The organism is Robbsia andropogonis, from assembly GCF_034047095.1.
GTDB classification, from domain to species: domain Bacteria; phylum Pseudomonadota; class Gammaproteobacteria; order Burkholderiales; family Burkholderiaceae; genus Robbsia; species Robbsia andropogonis.
Genome location: NZ_CP139170.1, coordinates 2114901 through 2139302 on the forward strand (window position 1 = coordinate 2114901; position 24402 = coordinate 2139302).

A 24402-nucleotide genomic window follows, 5' to 3' on the forward strand; every position below is an offset into this window, starting at 1 on the left:
GTTTCCTCGTCACGCGTGTCCGGTCATCGCCAAATCAGCGCGGCAAATCGGCCGGTCCGACCCTCTCGACGATACGAGAAAAACCGATCGGCGTCCAAAACCGTGCATATTGTCCCGCCCGATACGTCATGCACACCGACACGCGCTAATCGAAGGCGCGCCAGCATAGGCAAATCGCCAAGGAATTTTCCTGCAACGGGACCCGGGATAAACGCCGCGTCAGTGGCGTCACGTTCGTCCACGGTCGCCGCCGCCAGAAAAGCATTCCGGACCTCGCGTCCTACTTCGAACGCGGTTGGCCCGATGGCAGGGCCAATCCATGCTTGCCAGACATCGGGCCCCATGCCGTTGGCGCGCTGCCGCATGGCTTCCACCGTACGCTCCAGCACACCATGACAGAGCCCACGCCAACCCGCGTGCGCCGCCCCCACCACCTGCCCGGCCATGCCGCGGAACAAGACCGGTAGACAGTCGGCCACCATCACCGCACACGCCAAGCCAGGCGCGTTCGTGATCACCGCATCGGCCTGCAATGGCACGCCGGCGTCGCTGGCATCCGCCGCAAGCAAGGCATCGACGACACGATCACCGTGGCATTGCGCCAGCCACGCCACACGCCGGCCACCGATCCAGTGCCGCACGGTCGCGCGATTCGCCGTTACCGCCACGGGATCATCGCCAACGTGATGCCCTAGATTCAACGTGGCAAACGGCGCAACGCCTACACCGCCATGACGTGTCGTGACAATGGCGCCGCCGCCGAAAGCGTCTGTCCATGGCGCATGCACGACCGGTGCGTCACTCAGGGCATTGCCGCCATTGCCATCGCGATCGCTCATCAACGTCTCTTACCGACGGACGCAACCGGCCCGTCGCCCTCATCGTCGGCGTCCCATTCCGGATCGTCATCGAGATCGTCCGCCTCCCATTCGGCATCGTCCCAGGTATCGTCTGCATCCTGATCGAGCCTTGCTTCCTCCGGCAGCAAGTCGATCTCAGCATGCGCGGCGAGGCCGGCCATGTCTTCCGGCGGTAGTGCTTCCCAGCGCAGGGTCTCGCCACTGTCGGGATGGCGCAAACCCAGAGACCAGGCGTGCAAGGCTTGTCGACCAGGTCGCATTGCCGCCGCGACCGTCGACACATCAGAGGAATCGGAAGCCGCACTTACGCCCGCGCGTCCCGTCGACTGCGCCCGCACCGCAATCCGTGGCACTTTCCCGTACAAGGTATCGCCCACCAGGGGATGCCCGATATGCTTGCAGTGGACGCGAATCTGATGCGTACGGCCAGTTTCCAGATCACACCATAGCGCCGCTACCCGGCGGCCATCCAGTTCGCCCTCGCCCACCACACGGTAGTGGGTTCGCGCCGCCTTCCCAGCGTTGCCGTGCACGACCGCCATGCGCAGGCGATCACGCGGATCACGCCCGATCGGCGCGTCGATGGTTCCCCCTTCTTTTGGTACGCCCCAGACGAGGCAGACGTAGCGACGCTTGACGGTACGTGCCTGCAACTGACGAATCAGGTCGGTCTGCGCCACCAGCGTCCGGGCCACCACCATCAGCCCGGACGTTTCCTTATCCAATCGATGAACGATGCCCGCACGTGGTAGCGCGGCCGCTTGGGCGCCATAGCGATGCAGCAGGCCATTCAGCACGGTGCCCTGCCAGTTGCCGGCGCCGGGATGAACGACCAGGCCGGCGGGTTTGTTGATCACGAGCATATGCGCGTCCTCGTACACCACCTCCAGCGGCACGGCCTCGGGGGAAAAGGCCAGCGTTTCGGGCGTGTGCTGAGGCGTGACAACCACCTTCGCGAATGCCAGGGCCGACTCGCGCGGCTTGGCCCGACGGCCGTCCACATGGACAAGGCCGGCTTCCAGCCAGGCTTGCAAGCGGCTGCGAGAATAATCCGGAAACAGGCGTGCCAGCACTTTGTCGATGCGGTCACCGGCCAGCGACTCCGGAATACGGGCCTCCAGCGGATCGAGCGGCGCTAACGCGCCGATAGCCTCGATGCCCGTGTCGGTATTGGAGGCGAGCGCGGCAGCCGGATCGGGCGCCCGCGTGGTACGTGAGGAAGCGGTTCGTTTTACCCGTGGCACATCAATACTCTGTAATAAAAAAACATCATAAAAATCAATCCCATTGGCACACTACTGACGAATGAGGGTCCGTCCGCGTGCGTCGTGACATCAATCGCGTTGGGCTGGCGGAGGGCTTCGGCTATAATCCTCGGCTGATCGGGTCATTACTACGTAGGCATAGGACATGCAAGCCTTGAAATTGGTACGGATTGTGGCATTGACCACGATGGCGTCGGCCATCTTGGCCGCCTGCAGCGGCTTGCCGGAAAAAACCGACGAGACCGCCACGTGGCGTACGGACAAATTATACGCGTCGGCGAAGGATGCCCTGGACGGCGGTGATTGGTCGAAATGTGCGCAATACTACGAAAAGCTCGAGGCGCGTGATCCGTTCGGGCGTTTCGCGCAACAGGCGCAGATGAATACCGCGTATTGCTATTACCGGGATAACGATCAGGATCAGGCAAATGCGGCGATTGATCGCTTCCTGCGGCTGCATCCGGACCACCCGAATGTCGACTACGCGTATTACTTGAAGGGGTTGATCAACTTCAACGACGACCTCGGCTTGTTCGGCCGCTTCAGCGGCCAGGATCTGTCCGACCGTGATCCGAAGTCGCTGCACGCGTCCTACGACGCCTTCAAGAAGATTGTCGACAGCTACCCGAAAAGCAAGTACGCACCGGATTCAGCGCAACGCATGCGTTATATCGTGAATGCGTTGGCAACGCACGAAGTGCATTCCGCCCAGTACTACTACAAGCGCGGTGCCTATGTCGCGGCGGTTAACCGTGCACAGACGGCATTGAAGAACTACCAGGGCGCGCCGGCGACGAAGGATGCGCTGCAAGTGATGGTGGATTCTTACAAGGCGCTGGGTGAAACCAAGCTGGCGGAAGATACGCAGAGCGTGATTGCGGCGACTTTCCCGCCAGGAAGCGTCCCGGCCGATAAGCCGAAGAAAGCCTGGTATCAGATCTGGTGATAAGTGAACCAGTGCCTGGCGTTTGAAACACCAGGCACTGATCTCGACGCCGCAAGCGCATTCGTTCGTTGTCACAGGGTGGCGTGCGCCATATTGGACGCATCATCGCGATCGAGGCTGACAGCGGCACCGCCGCGAACGAACGGTAGATACCGTGTCCGTGCGGGTGCATGGTTGCGACTGATCCGCCAACACATACAATTCGGCATCTTCGTAGCTCGCTCAACAAGCTGTCGAGCGCGTGGTCCAAGGTTGCGAATTGTTATTCTTCGGCGGGTTGAGCGGAGCCTGCTCCAGGCGCCTCATTTCCCGATATCGACGCGCACCGCGACTCTCCTGCCAGAGCAAGAGAATACGTTGAATCAACTCGACATTCCGGGCAAGGCATCATTGTCAGCGATAGGCTTCCAGCGTTTCACATATTGGCAGCCTACTGGAGGGGAATGCACTTGTTCGCCCATATCCGTTAGCGCAATGATCGCGTACACGTCAACGCGATACTTACCTGGCAAATCTTATTCCGCCGTTTTTTTAAATTCACCAAAGACGCCCTCAGACAGCCAAGTGCCTCGCTTATCCGCCATCAGCGTTCCAGTGATCGGGCTATCCATCATCACGATCCCTGTCACATCCTTCTGCGGTTTCAAACCACACCCGTTGCCATCCGGGACCGTCAAGACCAGACGTGCAACACTTGCATTTGTCGATGGTTTTACGATCGCAGAAATGTTGCACTCATCAAATGTCACTGCGCCATTTGCAATGGTGAACGTTACTGGCCTCGGTCTCGTCTGCGTGTGCAAACGCACGCTATACTTTCCGTTAAATGCGCTGGATGGCAGGGTTTTCCATGGGTATGTCGCTGGATTCTCCGGCTTTATTTGCTGCATTTCAACTTTCAATTGCTCGTGACCAGCCGGACTCCGACCTTCAAATGTTACGTTGTCTCCATCGAATTTCAGCGATCCATCGGATGTCGACGAATTCGTGTGTCCCTCTGAGAATACGTAGCCTGTAAAGCGGGCTACATTATCTTTTCGTTTGGAAATAATGTCGTAGCGGTAAAAGCCTTGAGACATAGAATCGGAGAATCGCAAATAAGTGCTGCCATCTTTCAATGTCACCAACGTGTACATTTTTCCATATTTCGTGCCACTATGGATCGTTTCCACGGTTAAGGGGTCAGGCACGGTGGGATCGACACGGAGCCCGCCGTTCTTACCTTTGTTGCATCCAGCCAATAGACCTGCAGCCATTAATGAAATAATGATTACGCGCATCATGTTTCTCCGTGTGTTAATAGCTGGAGAAGATCGCTTTTATTCAATCACTAGACAATAAGACAGGACTACAAACTGTTATGCACTACAATAAACGTCGTAATACCTGACGTAAGTTCGCCGAAATGAAAGCGAGACAGATAAAGCGGATTCGCTCCCCGGCGTTACCTGCAAAGGCAATGGTCGAACGACAGGTTTTGCGCGCGGAGCGCATGTGCTATTGTTCGGACGGCGTGAGAAACGCAATGACCTCCGCAATATCACGTGTTCGCGTAAAGGGCGGCAGGCTTTGCCAGATACGCCGGCCATACGGTTTCTCGACCAGACGGGTATCGGCGATCATCAATACGCCGCGATCACTTTCCGCTCGAATCAGACGACCGGCGCCTTGCTTCAGTGTAATCACCGCTTGCGGCAATTGATGCATGGCAAACGGGCTTAGTCCTTTCTTCGTCAACGCGTCGAGGCGTGCAGCCAGCACCGGATCATCCGGCGGCGCAAACGGCAGTTTATCGATGACGACCAGCGAAAGCGCATCGCCTCGCACGTCGACACCCTCCCAGAAACTCTGACTTCCGATGAGGATTGCATTGCCATAATGGCGAAAGCGATCAAGCAATTCGGTACGACTAGCCTCTCCCTGCACGAGCAACGGATAGGTCCATCCACGCGACTCGATTACTGCACGCAACCGGCTTGCCATCCGTTCGACAGCGCGCAATGTCGTGCATAAAAGGAAGCACCGACCACCCGATGCCTCGATCGCTGGCAGCGCTGCATCGAGCACCGCGTCGGTGAAGTTCGGTGCTGATGGCTGCGGCATGTCTTTCGGCACGTACAGCAACCCTTGGCTCGGATAGTCGAAAGGGCTTGGCAGCGTCATCGACCGCTCCGATGATAAGCCCATCTGCGCCGCGTAATGCGTGAAGTCGTTTTTCACGGACAGCGTCGCCGAGGTAAACACCCAGGCGCGCGGTACGCCAGCACGTTGTTTTGCGAAGATTGGCGCGACGGAGAGCGGGGTCTGATGCAACTGCACCGCATGCGTGAATACCTCAATCCAGCGGACCGTCTCGATTTCCTTGCGTGTTACCCGGGCCGGACGATTACCATCGAGCGAAGGCAGGTCGACGTCCGCGCTAGAAGCCGTTGTCTGCCCGACTTCCACGGAACCCACGGAAGTGCCTGCCCGGCGCTTCCGCGCCGCCGCACGCGGAGAATCATCCGCCTCGCCGATTCCGGCGCTTTCGGGCAGGCATTCCGCGGCCTCCAACGCTTCAGGATCGGCGGGTGCCGCATAAGCGCCTTCGCGCCAGCGCGCAATGCTGTCCTGTAACTCGCGCGCGCGCCGCAGCGCCGCGGCAAGAGATTCTGCACGCTCGGACTGCTGGCCCAGCGCCGCGATCAAGGTACTCAGCGTCGCCTCCACATCATCGAGCGCGGCATGGAAAGGATGATCGGATTCCATCTGCATCAGCGACAGGCGCTGGATCTGCGGACCAAATGCCAGCCGCACGTCGCGCGTGGCGCGCTCCAGCTGATTCGCCAGCTCGCGCCAGTCGGCGCCATCCCGGGCGTGCGACAGCCCTTCGGCAACGCTGTCTCGCGCCAGTTCCAACAATTGACCAGTCGACACCGTTTCACCGAAAAACAGCGTAGCGGTTTCCGGTAACTGGTGCGCCTCGTCGAAAATCACTGTGTTTGCCGTCGGCAGCAACTCCGCCATGCCCGTGTCGCGCAGCAGAATATCCGCGAAAAACAGGTGATGGTTGACGACGACGACGTCTGCTTGCTGCGCTTCGCGGCGCGCCTGCATGACGAAGCAGTCCTTGTAGTGCGGGCATTCCTGACCCAGGCAGTTTTCTCGGGTCGACGTGACAAGCGGCCAGATCGGGGCGTTTTCCGGAACCCGCGACAACTCGGATTTATCGCCAGTACGCGTGATCTTTGCAAATCGGGTCACTTCGGACAGATGGCTCAGGTCCTGCCGCGACATCGTCCTGGCGCCGTCGTGCGCTCGTTCAAGATAGTAATGGCAAAGATAATTTGCCCGGCCCTTTAACATCGCCACTGTGACCGGTACCGCCAATGCATCGCGTACGGTGGGCACATCCCGCAGAAACAATTGATCTTGCAGATGCTTGGTGCCGGTTGACACAATGACCTTGCCGCCCCACAACATCGACGGCACCAGGTAGGCATACGTTTTGCCCGTCCCGGTTCCGGCTTCGACGATCAGCGTGTTGCCACCGTCCGCGCCAACCGGCGTCGATGTCAATGGGTCACCGGCAAGATCACTGCCATCCAGCACCGCCGCTGCCTGATCGCTGTCTTCTACATCCACCTCTGCGCGGCTTCCAGGCGCTGCGAATGCAAGACCACCACGTTCGGCGGCTTCCAGACGCAATTGCGCGCGCGACGGTCGCGCCGCGGCCTGCGGCGCGCTGCCCTCGATGGCTGCGGCGACAGCCAGCGCCATCCTCAACTGCGATGCACGCGGGCGATAACCAGGAATATGCCGCGCCAGTGGGCCTGCGTCGTCAAACAACGTCTCGAGTTCCGCAACGCGCCGGCGGTTAGGCAACATTGGCGGGCAATCGGCGGCCACACCCGGTTTTTTGGGGTCAGGCGACGCGGCCTGACCCGCCGTCGCGGCGGCCGAGGCGTCCGGGCCGCGCGTCGCGTGTCGTCGGGCTTCGTCAGGCACCGAATCGATCGAATCGGTCACTGGCTGGTCGCCGACGCGGCACTAGCGGCTGCCGCGCGCTGTGCGGCATTTGCGCGGCGTTCATCCAACGTCTTTTGCCGTTCCGCCGCATCGTCCTGCTTGGCCTGGAAGCGCTGTACGTTTTCCTGGCGCCTCTGCGCATCAGCGGCGGCATTCTGCCGCGCCGCATCGAGCTTCTGTTGATAAGCGCTTTGCTTGCGATTGTACGCATCGACATTCGCCTGGCGCTGCGGTGCGCTGTCGCCCCGTTTCGCCTGGTCGACTGCATGCTGTTGTTGCTTGGCATCATAGGCCGCGCGATGCTGACGCTCATTGGCCGCACGTTGCGGCGCATTCGCGCGCTGCTGCGCCAGCCGCTGCGCATCATCCGCCTCGCGCTTTTCCTCACGCGCCGCACGGCGATCCGCCGACAGCTTCAACTGCACCTCGCGAATACTTGCCTTCTCGTCACGCATTTTGTCGCGTGCCACGTCGAGACAATGGTTGACGAAGAACGTGGCGTAGCAGTCGTGCTTGGCAACCGCATACGTGTACTCGTTCTTCGCGGTGCGGGCGTTCAACTGCTGTTGTTGCGCATCGAATTCCGCTGTCCGCTGCGCATACGCGGCATCGGATAACGCCGGTGCGGGTGCGCCTGGTGTTGCCGGTGTCGCCGAAGGACGCGAAGCCTGCGCCCACGCCCCCTGGTACGCCACGGTGACAAATGCGACGGCCGCGAGCCAGGCAAGCACCGGTCCCGGGCGACGCCGCACGCGGCGTCGTGCAACAGTGCGATTGCATGCGTCGACGGACAAGCCTACAACGCCGCCCGGGGTTACTGTTCTAGGAATCGCGCAAGCATCCGCAAACAGTGCAAACGCGTGCACATCGTGTGTATCGGACGCTGCGGTCGCGACCGGGGCCTGGGTAGGCAGGAGGTTGGGAACGGAAGTCAAAGCGGCAGGGGCGAAATGAAGGATCGGAACGGCTGTGATACGCACCGAATTCTACCATTGGCGGCCGCGCGCCGCGGCATGGCGAGACCTGGCCGAATGGCCGGCGGTTTGTGGCACAATGCCCGGCTTCAGCAACCTGACTTACCGCCTCGCTCATGACGGATACCGTAGCCCAGAAAATCGTACAACGCATCGCCACGGAATTGGCCGTGCAGCCCCGCCAGGTGGCCGCGGCAGTCGGCCTGCTCGACGAGGGCGCCACCGTCCCGTTCATCGCGCGCTACCGGAAGGAAGTGACGGGAAACCTGGACGACACCCAGTTGCGCATGCTGGAGGAAAGGCTGACCTATCTGCGCGACATGGAAGATCGTCGCGCCGCCATCCTGCAAAGCATCGATGAGCAAGGCAAGCTCGACGCCACGTTGCGCGCCGCAATCGACGCGGCCGACAGCAAACAGACGTTGGAAGACCTTTACCTGCCCTACAAGCCGAAGCGTCGCACGCGGGCACAGATTGCCCGTGAAGCCGGACTGGAGCCCTTGGCGGACATGCTCCTCGCCGATCCGACCCGTGATCCGCAAACCGAAGCACAAGCCTATGTCGATGCGGACAAGGGCGTGGCCGACACGAAGGCCGCACTCGACGGCGCGCGCGACATCCTGTCCGAACGCTTTGGCGAAACGGCGGAATTGCTGGCGACGCTGCGTGCCGATTTGTGGCAGCGCGGCATCGTCACCTCCACTGTGGTGCCAGGCAAGGAACTGGAAGAAGGCGAAAAATTCCGCGACTATTACGCCTACACCGAGTCCATTGCAACAGTGCCGTCGCACCGCGCCCTGGCGCTTTTCCGTGCCCGTAACCTCGGCATCCTTGGTGTAAAACTAGGTCTGGGCGAGGCGTTGGACACGCAAGTGCCGCATCCCTGCGAACTGACGATCGCCTCGCACGTCGGTATCCGCAATAATGGCCGCCCCGCGGACAAATGGCTGTCCGATGTCTGCCGCTGGAGCTGGCGCGTCAAGGTGCAACCCTACCTGGAAAACGAATTGCTCGGCCGCCTGCGCGATACGGCGGAAACCGAGGCGATCACGGTCTTCGCGCGCAACCTGAAGGACCTTTTGCTGGCCGCGCCGGCCGGCCCGAAGGCCGTCATCGGCCTTGACCCCGGTATCCGGACCGGTGTCAAGGTGGCAAGTGTCGATCGTACCGGCAAGTTGCTGGCGACCGATACCATCTATCCACATGAACCGCGACGCGATTGGGACGGGGCGATTGCCCGCCTTGCAAAAATGGCGCAGGCAACCGGCGCGGAGCTGATCAGCATCGGCAACGGCACCGCGTCTCGCGAAACCGACAAGCTGGCAGCCGATTTGATGGCACGCCATCCGGAATTGAAGCTGACGAAGATCGTCGTGTCGGAATCAGGCGCATCGATCTATTCAGCCTCGGAACTCGCCGCAAAGGAATTCCCGGATCTGGACGTCTCGCTGCGCGGCGCGGTATCGATCGCGCGCCGCCTGCAGGACCCGCTTGCGGAATTGGTCAAAATCGATCCCAAAGCCATAGGCGTCGGGCAGTACCAGCACGACGTCAATCAACGTGAACTCGCACGCGCACTGGATGCTGTCGTGGAAGATTGCGTGAATGCCGTGGGCGTCGATGTCAATACCGCCTCCGTTGCCTTGCTGGCGCGTGTTTCCGGATTGAATGCGCTACTGGCCCGCAATATCGTCGACTATCGTGATGCCAATGGCGCATTCACATCGCGCGAGGCGTTGCGCAACGTGCCGCGTCTTGGCGACAAGACATTCGAACAAGCCGCGGGGTTCCTTCGCGTCAACGCCGGCGAGAATCCGCTCGACCGCTCCGCGGTCCACCCGGAAGCGTACCCGCTGGTGGAACGGATGCTGACAAAAATCGGGCGCACCGCCGCGGAACTGCTCGGCAATCGCGACATCCTGCAGCGCATCACGCCCACCGAATTTGTCGACGCGCGTTTTGGCCTGCCTACCATTCGTGACATCCTGAACGAACTGGAAAAACCCGGTCGCGATCCGCGCCCCGAGTTCAAGACGGCCTCCTTCAAGGAGGGCATCGAAAAAGTATCGGATCTGTTGCCAGGCATGATCCTGGAAGGCGTGGTGACAAATGTGGCGGCCTTCGGCGCCTTTGTCGACATTGGCGTGCATCAAGATGGCCTGGTACACGTCTCGGCCCTTTCCACGCGATTCGTCCGAGACCCGCACGAGGTGGTCAAGGCCGGTCAGGTCGTGCAAGTGAAAGTCATCGAAGTGGATGTCAAGCGGCAACGGATTGCGCTGACGATGCGACTCGACGACGATGTTGACGCAATGGCCACCGGCCAGGGTCGCGATGCCCCCACGACGAACAGGACGGCTCGGGGTACTCGCGGCGGCAACAGTGCAAGGGCAGGAGGAGGGCATGACCGTTCGCGCGGCGGCAGCGCTCCTGCGGGCAATAATGCCATGGCAGCCGCCTTTGCCAGCCTGAAGCAACGCGGCAAATAGCAATAAATGAAAAAAAGCCTACGCGACACCAGAATGTCGCGTAGGCTTTTTTTGCGCTATCGCGCCGTAACAATCACGTCGACGAACGACACACTTCCAGGTTTTCGGTATGTGCGCCATCGGCGGCGCAGATCCCGAGCCCCGCGCTGCCGTACACTCCGGTCTTAGATTTCGATCTTCGTACCCAGTTCGACGACGCGATTCGCCGGAATGCTGAAAAAGTCGGTGGGTTTGGCCGCATTCTGATGCATCCACGCGAATACGCGCTCACGCCATAACGACATGCCTGGCAGTTGCGTGGGAACCACCGTCTCGCGTGCCAGGAAAAACGACGTATCCATCAATTCGAACGTCATTTCATGTTCGCGCTCAAGATACTTGAGCACCCGGTCGACATCCGGCGTTTCATTGAAGCCGTAAACTGCCTTGACCAGGAACAGCCCACCGTCGAAAGGCCTGAGGAAATAGCGCTTGTCTTCTTCGATATACGGAACGTCCCGGGTCAGGAACGTCATGAAGATCGTCCGCTCGTGCAGGATCTTGTTGTGCTTGAGATTGTGCAGCAGGCTCACCGGCACCAGTGTCTCACTACCGGTGAGGTAAATCGCGGTGCCCGAGACGCGATGCGGTGGGTGGGCAAGTAGCCCTTTCAGGAAGGGTTGCAGCGGTATACCATCCGCGGCGGTTCGGTCCTTTACAATCTGGCGCCCCTTTGACCAGGTCGTCAACAGGAAGAACAGCAGCACGCCAACGCCCAGGGGCAACCAACCACCCTCCTCGATCTTGATGACATTTGCACCAAAAAAGGCGAGATCAACGATCATGAACAGCGCGACAATGGGAATCACCAGCCGCTTGCGCCACTTCCAGACGCGCAACATCACCACCCCCACCAGCATCGTCGTGATCACCATCGTTGTCACCACGGCAATGCCGTAGGCAGCGGCCAAGTTGTCCGAACTACGGAAGCCAAGCACGATGCAAACAACGATGAAGTATAGCGACCAGTTCACGACCGGAATATAGATCTGACCGATTTCCCTGTCGGACGTATGCTGGATCTTCATCCGCGGCACATAGCCAAGCTGGATTGCCTGCGATGTCAGCGAGAAAGCACCCGAGATAACGGCCTGGGAGGCAATGACCGCTGCCGCCGTCGCAAGGATCACGAGTGGCAATGTCGCCCAATCAGGCGCCATCAGAAAGAAAGGGTTGCTACGCGCTTCCGGTGACGCCATCAACAGCGCGCCCTGACCAAAATAGTTCAGCATCAGTGACGGCATCACGATACCGTACCAGCCGATACGGATAGGACGCGCGCCGAAATGGCCCATGTCTGCATATAGTGCTTCCGCCCCGGTCAGTACCAGGAAGACCGAGCCCAGCACCACATACGCCTGCAAGGCATGCAATGAAATAAACCGGACCGCATGAACCGGATTGATCGCTTCCAGAATAATAGGCTTCTGGACAATGTGATAAAGCCCCAGGGCCGCGAGCGCCAGGAACCATAGCAGCATGACCGGGCCGAACAGCTTGCCCACCACCTCGGTGCCGCGCTTTTGCAAGAAAAACAGAATGGTGACGATCACGAGCACGATCGGCACCACGTAATGCCCAAGTTTCGGCGCGGCCACCTCCAACCCCTCCACCGCCGACAGTACGGACATCGCGGGGGTGATCACCGCATCACCATAGAACATGCAGGCGCCGAAGAGGCCCAACATGATCAGGACCGTGGCAAACCGAGTGCCCTTGCGCACGTTGCGCAGAGACAGCACCATCAGCGCCAACGCACCGCCTTCGCCGTTATTGTCGGCACGCATCACGAAGAGCACGTATTTGACCGCCACGACAAGCGCGATCGCCCAGAACAGCAGGGACACCACGCCGAGAATGGCGCCATCCGTGAATTGAATGCCGTGTTCCTCGCTGAACGCTTCTTTCATCGCGTACAGCGGGCTGGTGCCGATATCGCCGAAAACAATACCGATGGCCGCGGTCACGAGTGCCGACATGCCCTGCTTGCGCGCGTGCGATGTGTAGTTGGTAGCCAAGTTCAGTTGTCGTTATGCGACTCATCCGATACGTCGGACTGGCGCGGAAGGCCACGTTGGATCCATGCGGCGAGATTTTGCGGCCGCAACGTGTCCCATTCCTCGAACGGCTGGTGAATCCACGGATTCGTCGGCAGATGACTTACATGATAATCAGGCCGCGTCACCGAGCATGCCTTGTACCATAGCACCGCCGAGCGCACTTCGGTGATGTCGGGAAACCGTTCGGCCAAATGGCCTTGTACGCGCGCCAGCGTGATACCGGAGTCGACAAGGTCGTCGACCAGCAGCACGTTGCCCCGTAGTGGCCCCCGCGTCATGGTGATGTATTGGGCAATATCGAGCTGGCCCTGAATCGTGCCCGCGGCTTCGCGATAGGAACTGGTCGACAGGATCGCCAACGGCAAGTCGTAAATCCGCGACAATTGGTCACCCACGCGCAAACCGCCGCGGGCGAGACATAAAATGAAATCGAACCGCCAGGCGGACTCGTGGATCTGGAGCGCCAAGCGCTCAACAAGACGATGGTATTCGTCCCAACTGATCCAAAGATGTTGATCGTCGCTTTTGGGAAGACTCACTGCATTACGCTCAAGAAGACACGTTTCTCGGGAGCGGGTGCCGCGCACGGCAAGACGGTTCAAAAGGTGCGATGCGCCGCGTCACCCGCTACGTGCACCGCCGTCCCGGGCGCACGGGGCGCCCGTCCGCCAGTCACATTTACACTTTGAACGGGTGTTCCAGCAAGATCGTTTCATCACGATCCGGACCCGTGGATACCATGTGGATGGGCGTTCCGGCCAATGCCTGCACCCGTGACAAGTAATCTTGTGCTTGCTTGGGCAACTTGTCCCACTGCGTGATACCGATCGTGCTCGACTTCCATCCGGGGAAGGTTTCGTACACAGGCTCACAGGCCTTGACCGCCGCCGCGCCCGTAGGCAGCAAATCGACCGTCTGGCCATCCACCGTATAGCCGGTACACAGCTTGACCTCGTCCAAACTGTCCAGCACGTCCAGTTTCGTGATGCAGAGGCCCGAGATACCGTTGATCTGAATCGACCGCTTCAATGCAGCCACATCCATCCAACCTGTACGGCGCGGACGGCCCGTGACCGAACCGAATTCCTTGCCGATTTTCGCCAGATCGATCCCGACCGGGTCCTGTGCCTCGGGATTATCCGCGTCGTACAGTTCACTTGGGAACGGCCCGCTGCCTACACGCGTGCAGTATGCCTTGGTGATGCCCAGCACATAATGCAGGCGGTGCGGACCGACACCCGCGCCTGCGGCAGCCGCGCCAGCAACACAATTGCTGCTCGTGACAAAGGGATAGGTCCCATGATCGACGTCGAGCAGCGTGCCCTGCGCCCCTTCGAACAGCAGACTGCCGCCGTCGGCATTGACCGCCGCCAGCTTCGCCGACACATCCGCGCACATCGGCCCCAGATCCTTCGCGAAACCAAGCATCCTGGCCAGGGTTTCGTCAAAGTCGATCGCTTCCGCACCCAGATACTGTGTCAGCTGGAAGTTATGGTAATCCAGGATTTCCTTCAGACGCTCCGCGAAGCGGGCCGGATCGAACAGGTCCTGCACGCGCAGACCGCGTCGTGCGACCTTGTCTTCGTACGCCGGGCCGATGCCGCGACCGGTAGTGCCGATCTTGTCGTTCCCACGCTTCTTCTCGCGCGCCTGGTCTATCGCGACATGCGAAGGCAGCAGCAAGGTACATGCGTGGGAAATAAACAGGCGATCACGCACATGCAGGCCGGCCGCTTCCAACTCCCCGATTTCCTTGAACAGCGCCTCAGGAGACAGCACGACGCCATTACCGATATAGCAAGCCGTTCCATCGCGCATGATGCCCGAAGGGATCAATCGCAAAATGGTCTTCTTGCCGCCGATAATCAGCGTGTGACCTGCGTTATGACCGCCTTGGAAGCGGACAACACCTTGCGCGTGATCGGTCAGCCAATCGACGATCTTGCCTTTGCCTTCGTCACCCCACTGCGTGCCGACGACAACGACATTTCGTCCCTGGTTCGATGCAATACCGGACATGTTGAGTTCGAGCCTGATTAAAAACGTATTCTACCCGCGTTGCGCGGTGATATTCGGAAATTAGCGTGTTTGGCGTGACACCAACACCCATTGGTCGTTTTGCGAAACGAGCTCACGCTCGCATGCGAATTCGTCCAGATCGTGTGCATGTCCCGGCAGTGACTGAATCACCACCTCGCCTGCGTCCCGCAACGCGGCGATCGCCGCACGCAAGGTAGCGTCCTGCGTCCACGGCGCGTAGATCGCCGAGGAACGGGCTTCCACCGGAGAAATCCGGGCCAACTCGCGCAGATCCATCGAAAATCCAATCGCGGGCCGGTCACGGCCGAATAAACGACCAATCCGGTCATATCGCCCGCCCCGCGCGATCGCATTCGGCACGCCATCGACGTAGGCCGAGAAAATCACACCAGTATGGTACTGGTAAGTCCCACCCAAATCACCGAGATCGAACTGCACAGGACTGACACCCACCCCGGCCGAAGACAAGGCAGCATCGGCGGCATCTGCCAGTTGCGTCAGATCGCCTAGCGCACGCTGGATTTCCGGAAGGGCCGGCAGACGCGCGCGCGCGCGATCGAGCACATCGCGACCGCCATACAACGTTGGCAACGCACGCAGCGCATCGCGTAGCGGCGTGTCCAACGATTGCGTCAATGCCTGCAATGCAGGTACGTCCTTCGCCGCAAGCGCTCCGGAAATCGCGTAGGCATGCGCGGCCGCCTGCGGCGACGACGCCAGCAATGCGGTGGCAATGGCCGCATGGCCGAGATCCAGTCGTACACCCTGCAATCCCACGCGCGCCGTACAATCGATCAGCAATTGCTGGATTTCGATATCCGCTTCGATGCCGGCATGACCATACAATTCAGCGCCAATCTGATAAGGCTCGCGTGTCGCGTGCAAGCCACGCGGACGCGTTTCCAGCACCGGGCCCGCATAGCAGAGTCGCGTCACACCGGCACGATTGAGCAAGTGCGCATCGATGCGCGATACCTGGGGCGTGATGTCGGCGCGCACACCCATCGTGCGCCCGGACAATTGATCGACCAATTTGAAGGTACGCAGCGCCAGATCGTCGCCGGCCCCTGCCAGCAGGGACTCCAGATACTCCAGCAGCGGCGGCATCACCATCTCGTAGCCGTATGCGCGGAACCGATCCAGCAGCAGTCGCCGCAGATTTTCACTTTTACGCGCTTCCGACGGCAGGACGTCGGCAATGCTTTCGGGCAGGAGCCAAATCGACACGGTCGATATCCTCTCAATCCAATGCCAGATGTGGCGTGTAAACAATAAGACGACAAAAGTCGACACAGCGGCCTTGATGGCCGCTCTGTCGACAAACAGGTCGCAATTCTACGCAAAAGTACGCCGGAGGGTAAGGCTTAGCGCGCGCCGGCGCGTTTGGCCGGTGCCGATGCACCCGGCGGCGTGCCGCCGTCGGGCGAGCGCAGGTACTGGAAGAACGCGCTGTTCGGATCGGCGACGATCACATCACCCTTGTTGCGGAACGCTGCCCGATACGCGTCCAGGCTCTTGTAGAAAGCATAGAACGCCGGGTCCTTGCCGAACGCCTGTGCATAGATCGCCGAAGCCTGCGCGTCGGCGTCCCCCATGATCGCCTGCGTCTTCTCATAGGCTTCGGACAGCACGACCTCGCGTTGACGGTCCGCATCGGCACGGATTTGCTCCGCTTCGGCTGCACCAGTTGAACGCAGGTTATTCGCGACCTGCTTGCGCTCCGCCTCCATCCGACGGTAAACCGAGTCGCTGATCGCCGCAAGCAGGTCGACGCGCTTCAGGCGCACATCCAATACTTGGATACCAATGCTGGCCGCTTCTCGCTCAACCTTGGTACGTACCGCCTGCATGACGACCTCGCGCTCGTTCGAGACGACTTCAGTCACTGTCCGCTTGGCGAACTCCTCGTTCAACGCTGCACGGATAATCGCCTTCAGACGATCCTCCGCGGCACCGCTGTCGCTCTTGAACGAAATGTAATACTTCAACGGATCCGCAACGCGATACTTGACGAACAAGTCGACCAACAGGTTTTTCTTCTCCGACGTGATGTAACGGTCTGGCTCGGCGTTGTCGATCGTCTGAATTCGCTTGTCAATCGTAACCACGTGCTGGAACGGCGGAGGAAGCTTGAAATACAGCCCCGGTTCGGAAATCTGGCGCTTGACGGCACCCAGCGCGAAGACGATTGCAAAGCGACGCTGATCAACGACAAACATCATCGACGATGCCAGCGACAACACAACGGCCAACGCGACGATCGCGGTAATGATTCGATTCATGGTTGGCGTTCCTTATTGGCCTGACGCACTGGGCAGGTCCTGCAGCGATTCGCTGCGGTCCCGGCTGCGGAAGATCGTGCGGGAGCGCAGCGGATCACTGCCGTCATCTTGGACGTTATCCCGCTGCCGCGTTGCCATCGACGACATCGTCGCGCCACCCGACAGCCCGCTCCCGAGGCTGATCGGCGCGCCGTCCAGCGACGAAGCGTCGCCGGGTGTCGCATCGTGTCCCGCGCCGTTGTCGGTACCATTCGAAGCGCCGCTTCGCGCAGCACGGCCGCTCCCGGTGTCGCTGTTATTGTTCAACAACTTATCCAATGGCAGATAAAGCAGGTTGTTATTGTTCCGGCCGTCGATCAGCACCTTCGAGGCACGACTATAGATCTGCTGCATCGTATCCAGATACATCCGCTCGCGCGTCACCGCCGGCGCCTTTGCATACTGCGCCTGAATGGCATCAAAACGCTGCGCGTCACCGGTGGCCTGCGCCACGACCTTTGCCTTATAACCCTCGGCCTCCTCGACCATTCGCGCCGCGGTACCCCGAGCACGAGGAATCACGTTATTGGCATAGGCCTGCGCTTCATTCTTCTGCCGCTCCCGGTCCTGGCCCGCCTTTACCGCGTCATCGAACGCCGCCTGCACTTGCTGCGGCGGTTGCACGTTCTGCATTGTCACGCTCGTCACCAGAATGCCGTCGCGGTAGGAGTCCAGAATTTTTTGTATCGTCTGCGTTAGTTCCAGGGCCACCTGCTCACGCCCCTCGTACAGGACGAAATCCATCTTGCTCTTGCCGACGATCTCCCGAACCGCTGTTTCGGCGGCCTGGGCGACATTCGCCTCGGCGTCGGCATTGTTGAAGAGGAAATCGGCTGCGTCCTTGATCCGGTACTGGACAGCGAACCGCACATCAATGATGTTTTCATCAGCGGTCAGCATCGACGAATCCTTGGAATTCGTCTGCGCGATCGTGCCGCTACGACCGATGTCGATCGAGCGCACCTGCCACATGTTGACCGTTTCGTTCGACTCGAACGGCCAGGGCATCCGCCATTGCACACCAGCCGGCACGGTACGCACGTACTTGCCGAAGCGCAGCACGACACCCGCCTGCCCTTCCTGCACCACATACAAGCCACTGCCGAGCCAGATCACCACGACGGCACACAACACGGCGATTACACCAATCGACCCCCCTCGGCCCGCGCCGGGAAAACGCGGACCGCCGCGTCGTGGACCGCGATTGTCCTTCCCGCCACCATTGTTATTGTCACCGCCGCCACCGAACCAGCGTTGCAATCGCGAATTGAATTCGCGCCACAGATCGTCGAGGTCCGGGGGGCCTTGCTTGTCGCCGGCACCCATTGGCCGATCGCGTTGACTGCGCTCGCCACGCTGCGGCACGCCAGGCGGCGTTGTGGGGGGACCTTCGCGACGACCATCGTCTGGACGACCGTCATTGCCGGCGTCGTCCTTGTTGCCCGAATCCCCGGAAGCGCGCCGGTCATCACTGCCTGGTGCATTCCCCGGGACGCCGCGCGTCTCGCTATCGGGGCCGTTGGAACCGTTCGAAGTCGGCTCACCGTCACCGGTGCCTTCACGGGATTCACCCCGCCCCCAGCGCTGATCGTTCAACGAAAAAATCGCAGTCATCCGCTGCCTAGTACTGCTGTAGTTTTGATCATTCACCATGAAGCAGCCGGTTAGTACGCTGTGAGGCGACGCTATGAAGCGACGCGGTAACGCCACGCGATCAGGCAATGCGCTAAGGTGGCACGAATGAGACCTCGTCGGGCCTCGTGGCGTTGTCGTGGAATGCGCCGGCATTAAGCAGGACGGGCGGGCGGCAGCCATTGCCCCCGCCAGCGTTACCTCTACCGCACACCGGCACATGACGTATCGCTACGCCGCATGGCCATCGGACGCATCGTCGACCTCGGTCGGCGATGCTGCGTCGCCGCCAGAGATCGCTGTACCGGCAGGCCCGGCATTCGAAGCGTCCGCTACCGCCCCGTCGCTCGCCTTCCGCTTTCGATCCCATTCCGTGCCCTGACGCGACGCGGGCTCTGACCAATCGGGAGGACGTGCACCAGGCCCAGAGTGTCGGAAACGCACGTCCTCCTCGGACGGTGCTTCAGGCGCATCCAGATCGCGGGCAACCACGGCCTCCGTAATGGCAGTCCGGAGGGCATCCAGACCACGGCCTGAACGCGCACTCACGAAAACGCGGGAAATATTACCATATTCGTTTCTTTCAAATAGCTTAACATCATCGAGCTCCGGCACGGCATCGATCTTGTTCCAAACCAGCAATTGCGGCACATCCGCGGCGCCGATTTCCTTCAGCACCTTGTTGACTTCGTCAATCTGATCCAGGCGCGCCGGATTGGCCGCATCGACGACGTGCACCAGCAGATCGGCCTGGGCCGTCTCCTCCAGCGTTGCCCGGAAGGCGGCGACCAGCGTATGCGGTAAATCCCGAATAAATCCGACGGTGTCGCTCAAGACGATCGTGCCGGCGTCACCGAGAAATACCCGGCGCGAGGTGGTATCCAGCGTCGCAAACAACTGGTCCGCGGCATAGGTCTTGGCCTTCGTGATGGCGTTGAACAGCGTCGACTTCCCGGCATTGGTATAGCCGACCAGCGAAACGGAAAAGGCCTGACTACGTTCCCGGGCGCGGCGTTGCGTTCCATGCTGTCTCGCGAGCTTGGCCTGGCGCCCGCGGAGATACTTGATACGCTCGCCCAGCAGACGGCGATCCGTCTCCAACTGCGTTTCACCAGGACCGCGAAGGCCGATACCGCCCTTTTGCCGTTCCAAGTGCGTCCACGCTCGCACCAGACGCGTCGATAGATACTGCAATTGCGCAAGTTCTACCTGAACCTTGCCCTCGGCACTTTTAGCGCGTTGCGCAAAAATATCCAGGATCAGGCTGATACGATCAACGACCCGCGTCTCAAGCGCTTGCTCCAGATTACGCTGCTGAGCCGGTGACAATGCATGATTGAAGATGACCAGATCAACATGATGGTGTGCGACAAGAAGACGCAACTCTTCCGCCTTGCCGCTACCGATGAAGAATTTGGGATCGGGGCTAGCCCTTTTTCCTGTCACTGTGACGACAGGGTCGGCGCCGGCGCTAGTGGCCAGCATTGCCAGCTCTTCCAGGCTGGCCTGGAAATCGGCTTTGCCGAAATCCAGATTGACGAGTGCAGCGCGTGTCAAATTATCCGTTCTCTCGCGCGGCAGCCGTACGGCATATTGGTTGTTCGAACGTTCAACTTGTCTCGAAACCAACGTCGTACGACAGGCCGCTGTTCAGGGATTACTCGGCCTGCGTGCCGGCTGCCGGCGCTGGCAGGTTGACCGGACGGGCAGGCACGACGGTCGAAATAGCGTGTTTGTAGACCATTTGCGTGACGGTGTTTTTCAGCAGCAAGACATACTGGTCGAAAGACTCGACCTGGCCTTGCAACTTGATGCCGTTCACCAGGTAGATCGACACGGGAACGTGCTCCTTGCGCAGGACATTCAAAAATGGGTCCTGAAGCAGTTGCCCTTTGTTGTTTTGACTCATAGCAGACTCCCTGTTGTTTTCGGGGTTTAAATTCAATGGTGGAGCGGGCGTTAGAAGTTTCGACCAGAGGAAGCAGGACGACCCGTCCCCACCACTATATCCGATTTTACCTGGGCTCCAGGCACCATACGGCCGGCTAGGACGGCAATCCATGCGCGCCGAAAGCCGCGGTTTTCGATGCCAGCAGCGGCAGGAATCGGGTATTTCATTACCGGCGCACGATACGGCCACGCTACCGGTCCACGCCGGACCGACCGCGTAAATCAGACGGTGCCGCACCACCCGCACCGCGTCCGACGCATCGTTCGTCCGACCCGGTCCAGGCGATCCAGCGCGTCGACTGCCGCGGGCGCGTTTTTAATCCTTATTCAAAAACGGATTGTCGCTCGAACGGAATTCGATACGCAGCGGTGTCCCTACCAACTTGAAGGTCTCGCGGAAGCGGCCTTCGAGGTAACGACGATACGAATCGGTGATCGCATCCAGCGCATTACCGTGCACCACGATAATCGGTGGATTCTGACCACCTTGGTGCGCATACCGGAGTTTCGGACGAATCGCTCCCTTGCGGCGCGGTTGCTGATGCTCCACAGCCTCGATCAACGCCCGCGTCAACTTCGGCGTCGGCAATTTCGCCATCGCCGCCGCAAACGCATCATCGACCGCATGCATCATTGCGCCAATGCCGGTTTTCTCCGTTGCGGAGATGAAAAAATGTTTCGCAAAGCCGAGGAATCGCAACTTACGCTCAAGATCTCCTTTCGCTTTTTCACGAATGTATTCGTCGAGCCCATCCCACTTGTTGACGCCTACGACCAGGGCGCGCCCCTGCTCGACGATAAAGCCGGCAATATGCGCATCCTGCTCGCTGATTTCCTGACGCGCGTCGAGCAGCAGGATAACGACATTCGCATCGGACACGGCTTGCAACGTCTTGATCACCGAAAATTTCTCGATGGCCTCGAAGACCTTGCCTCGCTTACGGATTCCCGCGGTGTCGATCAGCGTATAGGGCTTACCCTTGCGTTCGAAGTCAATGTAGATCGAATCACGCGTCGTGCCAGGCATGTCGAAGGCAATTACGCGTTCCTCACCTAGCAGCGTATTCACCAACGTCGACTTACCCACGTTCGGGCGGCCGACGATCGCGATCTTCATGCCGCGCGACGCCGCTTCTTCTTCCGTTGACACTCGACCGGCATAGGCGACATCGAGGGCTTCCTCGATCAACTCATTCACGCCATCTCCATGCGCGGACGAAATCGCACGTGGGTCGCCAAGCCCCAGTTCGTAGAAATCCGTCGCAACAGCCGAATAACGCATGCCTTCGGCCTTGTTGACGACCAGTAATACCGGCCGCCCGCTCTTGCGTAGATAAGTCGCAATAGCGGCGTCCTGCGGAGCGAGACCCAGGCGTCCATCGACGATGAATACGATGACGTCCGATTCCTCCACCGCCTGCCGTGTCTGACGGGCCATCTCATACAGGATGCCCTCTTTCGCCACCGGCTCGAAGCCGCCCGTGTCGACGACCAGATAAGGCCGCGTGCCTTCGCGCGTGCCGGCGCGCCCTTCGCCATAGTGGCGGTCTCGGGTCAAGCCCGGCAGATCCGCCACCAACGCGTCGCGCGAGCGGGTCAATCGATTGAACAGCGTTGACTTACCCACATTGGGGCGGCCAACGAGCGTGATTACGGGTTTCATTATCCACTCTCAAAACGCCAACGGCCGTCGCGCCGCCCTGGGGCGGCCAGCGGCCGTCGACACGACGCACCCGGCACCGCACCGCGCCCTATGCGCCGGCGATACAACCATCACGGATGCGTTGCTGCATGTTCGTACTGCGTATTCGTATTGCGTATCGCAGCGTATTACTCGCGTTACTGCGGCTGAAAAGCGTACAGATCGCCGCTGGACGTCTGCACGATCAATGTGTCACCGGAGACAACGGCAGGCGCCGTGATCGGATCACCATCAGTCTTCATCCGCGCGATAAATTGGCCATTTTCCGTAGACAAAAAATGCACGAAGCCCTTGTAGTCACCCACCACCACTGCGTGCCCCAACAACACGGGCCGGCTCAGATCGCGACTGCGCAGCGCCTTGTTTTCCCATAATGGTCGTCCGCTATTGGCATCGAATGCGCTGACCACGGAGAAGTCGTCGCCCGCCACCACCATCTGCGCATCCTCTGCAACGCCGTTATACGTAGAGAACGGATGTTCCCACACCGGCTGGCCATTTTCGACATCAAAACAGCCCAGACGCCCCTGGAAGCTACCGGCGCATGCCAGACGGCCGACCAATTCCGGCGAACCCGATACGTCATTGATTCGCTCCACCTCGGTCACGCCTTGCGGGAACGATACCGGCGATTGCCAGAACGGTTCGCCACTGTCGATATTGATCGCCGCGATCGAGCCGCCCGGGAAGCCCGCCAATACGCCATTCGCACCAGCGAACCGCATGCCCAGCGTCGTCCGCAGATTCAGCGGCACGGCGCGATTGCGATAGACCCACTTCTGCTCGCCGGTGCGCGCGTCAAACGCGGTAATCTGGCCGTCGGCGGTTCGGACAATGACCAGATTGTGCCCGATCAATGGCGCCGTCAATATCTCGCCACCCACGCTGCCACTCCAGACACGATTGCCGTCGGCATCGAGCACGATGACATAGCCGTCCTGCGCACCGACCGCGACCAGCGAGGCGTCATCCGCGACACCCACACCGGCCGTCAAGGATTCCTTGAGCTTCGTACGCCAGATGGTGCGACCGCTCGCCGCGTCAAACTTGGCTACCGAGCCGTTATTGCCGGCGGCAAACACAAAACCGTTCACCACTGTCGGCTGGAACAGGAAGCCCTTCGACTTACCGACGCTCGCCTTCCATGCCTGCTTGACCTCCATGACCGGCTTGAAGTCGGTCAATGGCGTCGGCACGCGACGCGGGTCCTTGGTCGACGAACAAGCGGCCAGGATGGCGATCGACATCGCCACCAACGTCGTGCGAACGATCGCGGATCCGGTGCGCCGGGTCGTAACAGTCTTCAGGTGCAGCATTATCGAGAGGGCTCCGCGAGAAAAAGCGTATTGTGCCGTGAAGTGCCGGTCGTACAGGCCACGAACGGCAAAGAATCGGGTAAACAAGCGATGTAAGACAGTCACCGCGCATTACAACGCCGGCGCGGGTCAGCCACCCAACGCATCCAGCTTCAACTGCACGATCTGGCGCGACGACGCATCGTCCGATGCCAATTGCTTCAAGGCATCACGGTACGCGACACGCGCATCGTCGCGCTTGCCAGCGGCTGCGAGCAGGTCGCCACGGCGATCGGCGCGCAATGCACCGAACCCGTCATCATCCTTGCCGGACAGCAGCGCCAGCCCGGCGTCATACGCCTTCTGGTCCAGCAACACACCCGCCAGGCGGATACGCGCGATCTGCTGATAGCTGCTGTCGCCACCGTGGTCGATTACCCATTGCAGTTCGGCTTTGGCGCCGTCCATGTCCTTCGCGCGATACAACACGGCCGCCGCGCCCAACGCCGTCATCCGCGCATAAGGGGTACGGCCGAAAGACGATGTCATGTCCGAAGTGATACGGCGTACACGCGGCACATCCCCCGCGCCCTGATTCGCCGACGCAGCCTGCTGAAATTGCTCATACAGTGCAGCTGCCTCGGTGGTCTGACGCCGCTGCCAATAGTGCCAACCGCTCCAAGCCGCCAAGACGACCAAGACAGCCAGCACCACCCAGGTCAGGGCATTGCCCCAGCGCGCCCACCACGCCTTCAGATTATCGAGCGTCTCTTGTTCGTCGTGATAGCTCATCGCCCGCCAATTACTTGCTTATTAAAATG

18 protein-coding genes are annotated in these 24402 nt (G+C 60.2%); 2 read left to right on the forward strand and 16 right to left on the reverse strand.

Annotation, left to right across the window (positions count from 1 at the left end; genetic code table 11):
• Nucleotides 1-23: 23 nt before the first annotated feature.
• Complete coding sequence (pgeF, locus tag SJQ66_RS22795; RefSeq protein WP_024902935.1) at nucleotides 24-839, reverse strand: peptidoglycan editing factor PgeF; 816 nt, start codon at nucleotides 837-839, stop codon at nucleotides 24-26.
• Nucleotides 839-2104, reverse strand: a complete 1266-nt coding sequence (locus tag SJQ66_RS22800) for an RluA family pseudouridine synthase (protein ID WP_407691516.1) — start codon at nucleotides 2102-2104, stop codon at nucleotides 839-841. Before SJQ66_RS22800 ends, pgeF begins: the two co-directional genes overlap by 1 nt.
• 166 nt (nucleotides 2105-2270) lie before the next feature.
• On the opposite strand from SJQ66_RS22800, the gene SJQ66_RS22805 reads away from it, so the two are divergent.
• A complete protein-coding gene (locus SJQ66_RS22805; protein WP_046154024.1) occupies nucleotides 2271-3071 on the forward strand; it encodes an outer membrane protein assembly factor BamD in 801 nt (266 codons plus the stop codon).
• Nucleotides 3072-3586: 515 nt separating this feature from the next.
• On the opposite strand, the gene SJQ66_RS22810 is transcribed toward SJQ66_RS22805, so the two are convergent.
• From SJQ66_RS22810 to SJQ66_RS22820, 3 genes are all read right to left on the reverse strand, one after another.
• Entirely contained in the window at nucleotides 3587-4354 is a 768-nt protein-coding gene (locus SJQ66_RS22810; protein WP_024902937.1) for a hypothetical protein, read from the reverse strand.
• A 214-nt stretch (nucleotides 4355-4568) separates the two neighbouring features.
• Nucleotides 4569-6938, reverse strand: a complete 2370-nt coding sequence (locus SJQ66_RS22815) for an ATP-dependent DNA helicase (protein WP_407691569.1) — start codon at nucleotides 6936-6938, stop codon at nucleotides 4569-4571.
• Nucleotides 6939-7075: 137 nt separating this feature from the next.
• Nucleotides 7076-8059: a colicin transporter gene (locus tag SJQ66_RS22820; protein WP_320534589.1), complete on the reverse strand. Its 984-nt coding sequence runs from the start codon at nucleotides 8057-8059 to the stop codon at nucleotides 7076-7078.
• A gap of 110 nt (nucleotides 8060-8169) precedes the next feature.
• Here SJQ66_RS22820 and SJQ66_RS22825 point away from each other — a divergent pair, with 110 nt between their 5' ends.
• Entirely contained in the window at nucleotides 8170-10542 is a 2373-nt protein-coding gene (locus tag SJQ66_RS22825; RefSeq protein ID WP_046154021.1) for a Tex family protein, read from the forward strand.
• Nucleotides 10543-10706: 164 nt separating this feature from the next.
• Here the strand turns inward: SJQ66_RS22825 and SJQ66_RS22830 are convergent, their stop codons facing one another.
• The 11 genes from SJQ66_RS22830 to SJQ66_RS22880 all read right to left on the reverse strand — a co-directional run bounded on the left by SJQ66_RS22830 (nucleotide 10707) and on the right by SJQ66_RS22880 (nucleotide 24373).
• The gene (locus tag SJQ66_RS22830; protein WP_036009159.1) at nucleotides 10707-12560 is read right to left on the reverse strand and encodes a potassium transporter Kup; all 1854 of its coding nucleotides are present in this window, start codon (nucleotides 12558-12560) and stop codon (nucleotides 10707-10709) included.
• A gap of 41 nt (nucleotides 12561-12601) precedes the next feature.
• Complete coding sequence (locus SJQ66_RS22835) at nucleotides 12602-13180, reverse strand: phosphoribosyltransferase (RefSeq protein ID WP_024902942.1); 579 nt, start codon at nucleotides 13178-13180, stop codon at nucleotides 12602-12604.
• A 139-nt stretch (nucleotides 13181-13319) separates the two neighbouring features.
• On the reverse strand, nucleotides 13320-14660 hold the full coding sequence (locus SJQ66_RS22840; RefSeq protein WP_046154339.1) for an adenylosuccinate synthase: 1341 nt from the start codon (nucleotides 14658-14660) through the stop codon (nucleotides 13320-13322).
• A gap of 60 nt (nucleotides 14661-14720) precedes the next feature.
• Nucleotides 14721-15908: an ATP phosphoribosyltransferase regulatory subunit gene (locus tag SJQ66_RS22845; protein WP_024902945.1), complete on the reverse strand. Its 1188-nt coding sequence runs from the start codon at nucleotides 15906-15908 to the stop codon at nucleotides 14721-14723.
• A gap of 137 nt (nucleotides 15909-16045) precedes the next feature.
• A complete protein-coding gene (gene hflC / locus SJQ66_RS22850; protein WP_024902946.1) occupies nucleotides 16046-16963 on the reverse strand; it encodes a protease modulator HflC in 918 nt (305 codons plus the stop codon).
• A 12-nt stretch (nucleotides 16964-16975) separates the two neighbouring features.
• Nucleotides 16976-18616 carry an FtsH protease activity modulator HflK gene (gene hflK / locus SJQ66_RS22855; RefSeq protein ID WP_024902947.1) on the reverse strand — a complete coding sequence of 547 codons (1641 nt, stop codon included), beginning with the start codon at nucleotides 18614-18616 and terminating at the stop codon, nucleotides 16976-16978.
• Between the two features lie 249 nt (nucleotides 18617-18865).
• On the reverse strand, nucleotides 18866-20191 hold the full coding sequence (gene hflX / locus SJQ66_RS22860; RefSeq protein ID WP_096335544.1) for a GTPase HflX: 1326 nt from the start codon (nucleotides 20189-20191) through the stop codon (nucleotides 18866-18868).
• Between the two features lie 100 nt (nucleotides 20192-20291).
• Nucleotides 20292-20543, reverse strand: a complete 252-nt coding sequence (gene hfq / locus SJQ66_RS22865; RefSeq protein ID WP_024902949.1) for an RNA chaperone Hfq — start codon at nucleotides 20541-20543, stop codon at nucleotides 20292-20294.
• 357 nt (nucleotides 20544-20900) lie between these two features.
• Entirely contained in the window at nucleotides 20901-22247 is a 1347-nt protein-coding gene (der, locus tag SJQ66_RS22870; protein WP_024902950.1) for a ribosome biogenesis GTPase Der, read from the reverse strand.
• 176 nt (nucleotides 22248-22423) lie between these two features.
• Nucleotides 22424-23533 (reverse strand): outer membrane protein assembly factor BamB, encoded by a 1110-nt coding sequence (bamB, locus tag SJQ66_RS22875; RefSeq protein ID WP_051504338.1) that lies wholly within the window; start codon nucleotides 23531-23533, stop codon nucleotides 22424-22426.
• A gap of 198 nt (nucleotides 23534-23731) precedes the next feature.
• Entirely contained in the window at nucleotides 23732-24373 is a 642-nt protein-coding gene (locus SJQ66_RS22880) for a YfgM family protein (RefSeq protein ID WP_024902952.1), read from the reverse strand.
• Between the last annotated feature and the right edge of the window lie 29 nt (nucleotides 24374-24402).

Bases quoted from the DNA above. Each gene is read 5' to 3' on its own strand.
- pgeF (WP_024902935.1), bottom strand. From the start codon at position 839: ATGAGCGATCGCGATGGCAATGGCGGCAATGCCCTGAGTGACGCACCG.
- SJQ66_RS22805 (WP_046154024.1), top strand. From the start codon at position 2,271: ATGCAAGCCTTGAAATTGGTACGGATTGTGGCATTGACCACGATGGCG.
- SJQ66_RS22810 (WP_024902937.1), bottom strand. From the start codon at position 4,354: ATGATGCGCGTAATCATTATTTCATTAATGGCTGCAGGTCTATTGGCT.
- SJQ66_RS22815 (WP_407691569.1), bottom strand. From the start codon at position 6,938: ATGTTGCCTAACCGCCGGCGCGTTGCGGAACTCGAGACGTTGTTTGAC.
- SJQ66_RS22825 (WP_046154021.1), top strand. From the start codon at position 8,170: ATGACGGATACCGTAGCCCAGAAAATCGTACAACGCATCGCCACGGAA.
- SJQ66_RS22830 (WP_036009159.1), bottom strand. From the start codon at position 12,560: ATGTCGGCACTCGTGACCGCGGCCATCGGTATTGTTTTCGGCGATATC.
- SJQ66_RS22840 (WP_046154339.1), bottom strand. From the start codon at position 14,660: ATGTCCGGTATTGCATCGAACCAGGGACGAAATGTCGTTGTCGTCGGC.
- hflC (WP_024902946.1), bottom strand. From the start codon at position 16,963: ATGAATCGAATCATTACCGCGATCGTCGCGTTGGCCGTTGTGTTGTCG.
- hflK (WP_024902947.1), bottom strand. From the start codon at position 18,616: ATGACTGCGATTTTTTCGTTGAACGATCAGCGCTGGGGGCGGGGTGAA.
- hfq (WP_024902949.1), bottom strand. From the start codon at position 20,543: ATGAGTCAAAACAACAAAGGGCAACTGCTTCAGGACCCATTTTTGAAT.
- der (WP_024902950.1), bottom strand. From the start codon at position 22,247: ATGAAACCCGTAATCACGCTCGTTGGCCGCCCCAATGTGGGTAAGTCA.
- bamB (WP_051504338.1), bottom strand. From the start codon at position 23,533: ATGTCGATCGCCATCCTGGCCGCTTGTTCGTCGACCAAGGACCCGCGT.
- SJQ66_RS22880 (WP_024902952.1), bottom strand. From the start codon at position 24,373: ATGAGCTATCACGACGAACAAGAGACGCTCGATAATCTGAAGGCGTGG.